The organism is Daejeonella sp., from assembly GCF_049655485.1.
In the GTDB taxonomy this organism is placed as follows: Bacteria; Bacteroidota; Bacteroidia; order Sphingobacteriales; family Sphingobacteriaceae; genus Daejeonella.
In genome coordinates, this window is record NZ_JBASJU010000268.1 from 1 (window position 1) to 2,128 (window position 2,128).

Genomic DNA, 2,128 nt, shown 5'->3' on the forward strand with positions numbered 1-2,128 from the left:
GAGTTATGCCAAAAATGAAGACGTGTTCCAGTGCAAAAAAGCGCTTCAAGCTTACTGGAACAGGTAAAATCAAAAGAAAGAACGCTTTCAAGAGCCACATCTTAACCAAGATGAGCACTAAACGCAAGCGTGCTTTAGGTCAGACTAGTTTAGTATCTGACGCAGATATGGGCAACGTGAAACGTATGCTTTGTATCGGCAAGTAATTAACAAATCAATTTAACCAGGTATCAGGTCTTAAAGTTTCCATAGAGGGACACCGCTTACCAAAACACAAAACAACATGCCACGTTCGGTTAACGCAGTAGCGTCAAGAAGAAGAAGAAAGAAGGTCCTCGACCTGGCCAAAGGCTATTGGGGATCAAGAAGCAAGGTTTTTACCGTTGCTAAGAACACAGTCGAAAAAGGTTTGCAATATGCTTACCGTGACCGTAAGACTAAGAAAAGAGAATTCAGAGCATTATGGATCCAGCGTATCAACGCAGGTGCCCGTCAGCACGGATTATCATATTCAGTTTTAATGGGGAAATTAACTGCAAATGGAAACCTATTAAACCGTAAGGTTTTAGCTGACCTTGCAATGAATCACCCGGAAGCTTTCAAAGCTGTCGTTGAAACTGTAAAATAGATTTTATTAATGTAATTGTGTGGAAGGGAGCTGAGAGGCTCCCTTTTTTGTTCCCCTATTTATTCGGGAACTCCTCAATGCACTGCGGCTCCTGCCGCTGGTGTGCCCGACGACTGTCGCCAGCCGTATGCTTTTTTAAACTTAACGGGCAGCGTTGCTTGCTTCACTGGGATATCTCAAATTCAACTGGCTTTCGACCACAGCGGAGCGAATTACTCTTTATTACACGCCCTCAACAATACTAGCTACATATTTTATTAAATTTGGAATAATGATGTTTAAACATCTTATTAACCAAATCAATTAACCAATAACCAAAATCAATCATGAAAAAACTATCCATTATCCTCTCCACACTTGTGGTATTAAGCTCATTCACATTATTAGATAATGTATGGAAGAATGATGACCCGCATTCGCAAGTAAAATTCACAGTAACCCATCTGGGTGTAGCTGACGTGTCAGGTACGTTCAACGACTTTGACGCTAAGATAACTTCATCTAAATCCGATTTTAGTGATGGCATTTTTGAATTCACCGCTAAAGTCAACTCAATAGATACCCGTGTTGAGGCGAGAAATAAGCATTTAAAAAGCGCTGACTTCTTTGATGCAGAAAAATTTCCTGAATTGAGCTTTAAAAGCACCTCTCTTAAAAAAGCAGGAAAAAACAAATTTAAACTGAACGGCGATCTAACACTTCATGGAATCACAAAGCCAGTAACGCTTCTTCTTCAATACAGAGGAACCGTAGAGCATCCACAGAACAAAAAATCAATAGCAGGATTCAAAGTAACGGGTACAATCAATCGTTCAGACTTTAATTTGGGCAGCACTTTCCCTGACGCTATGATTAGCAATGAAGTGCGTATTGAAGCAGATGGAGAATTTGCGCAGTAATTACGTTTCACATTAATTGTAAGAAGGGGACCGTAGCGTTCCCTTTTTTTGCTTGAAGCTTAATGGGCAAGAAATACGCTTTTAAATTCACAGAAATTCTCTACAACTGTAATTATATTTCCTACTTTCATTCTTTTATCCCTATAATGATTAAAAAGCACTTAAGTTCATGAAAACACTTTTAAATATTATGATTTCTGCTACGCTGATCACTTTATCCGGGGTGGGAGGCTGTAATAAAGATTCAGGAACTATTGCAGCTAATGAAATATCTGCAATAACAGAGATCGAAGGCCCAACCACTGCCAGAGTGGGTGAGGAACAATTGTTCAAGGTGACCCTACAGGGAAATAACGGTTGTGCTGTATCTGGCGAATTAAAGGAAATTGCAGATGGTAACCTTCGTACAGTGGCGGGCAAAGTTCATTACAAAGGGGAGATGTGCACCCAGGCTATAGTCTATCTGGTTGTCGATTATAGATTCAAAACTTCAAGGCCGGGAACTTATGAACTGAAGTTTTTAAAGGCTGATAAGACCTTTTTGACTCATACTATTAAGGTTAATTAAAGTGGGAATAACGGACGTGTAATGTAAAAAGTA

Annotated in this window: 4 protein-coding genes; all 4 read left to right on the forward strand. The window is 39.7% G+C overall.

Features of this window, described 5'->3' with window-relative positions:
- Window positions 1-5: 5 nt before the first annotated feature.
- Entirely contained in the window at window positions 6-206 is a 201-nt protein-coding gene (gene rpmI / locus WBJ10_RS11425) for a 50S ribosomal protein L35 (RefSeq protein WP_340382957.1), read from the forward strand.
- A 77-nt stretch (window positions 207-283) separates the two neighbouring features.
- The gene (rplT, locus tag WBJ10_RS11430; RefSeq protein WP_411274715.1) at window positions 284-628 is read left to right on the forward strand and encodes a 50S ribosomal protein L20; all 345 of its coding nucleotides are present in this window, start codon (window positions 284-286) and stop codon (window positions 626-628) included.
- A 326-nt stretch (window positions 629-954) separates the two neighbouring features.
- A complete protein-coding gene (locus WBJ10_RS11435) occupies window positions 955-1,527 on the forward strand; it encodes a YceI family protein (RefSeq protein ID WP_424290395.1) in 573 nt (190 codons plus the stop codon).
- A 169-nt stretch (window positions 1,528-1,696) separates the two neighbouring features.
- Window positions 1,697-2,095: a hypothetical protein gene (locus tag WBJ10_RS11440; protein ID WP_424290397.1), complete on the forward strand. Its 399-nt coding sequence runs from the start codon at window positions 1,697-1,699 to the stop codon at window positions 2,093-2,095.
- Window positions 2,096-2,128 lie beyond the last annotated feature (33 nt).